Source organism: Vogesella mureinivorans, assembly GCF_007644035.1.
GTDB lineage: Bacteria > Pseudomonadota > Gammaproteobacteria > Burkholderiales > Chromobacteriaceae > Vogesella > Vogesella mureinivorans.
This window is the reverse complement of sequence record NZ_VMTV02000103.1, coordinates 1-333: the sequence shown is the minus strand read 5'-3', so window position 1 is coordinate 333 and position 333 is coordinate 1. Positions and strand designations below refer to the sequence as shown.

Annotated in this window: 1 protein-coding gene; it reads left to right on the top strand. The window is 68.8% G+C overall.

What is annotated here, in order from left to right; all coding sequences use genetic code 11:
* Positions 1 to 75 precede the first annotated feature (75 nt).
* The coding region (locus FLQ44_RS02830; protein ID WP_147692964.1) for a Rid family hydrolase at positions 76 to 333 on the top strand (258 nt) is incomplete at its 3' end.

Here is a 333-nt window from a genome sequence, read left to right as displayed (position 1 = left end):
TGCTGGGTATCCAGCGCCTGTAGCGGCGCCGCCTTTCCATCCCCCACCCCGAACTCCGCGACGCAAGGAGCGCCCATGCCCCGTAATGCCATCCACTCCGACAAGGCGCCCGCCGCCATCGGCCCCTACTCGCAGGCCGTGCGCTGCGGCAACCTGGTCTTCCTCTCCGGCCAGATCCCGCTGTCTGCCAACACCGGCGAGCTGGTGCTGGGCGACATCGCCTTCCAGACCCGCCGCGTGTTCGAGAACCTGAAGGCGGTCTGCGAGGCCGCTGGCGGCTCGCTGGCCGATGTTGCCCGCATCGGCATCTACCTCACCGATCTCGGCCACTTC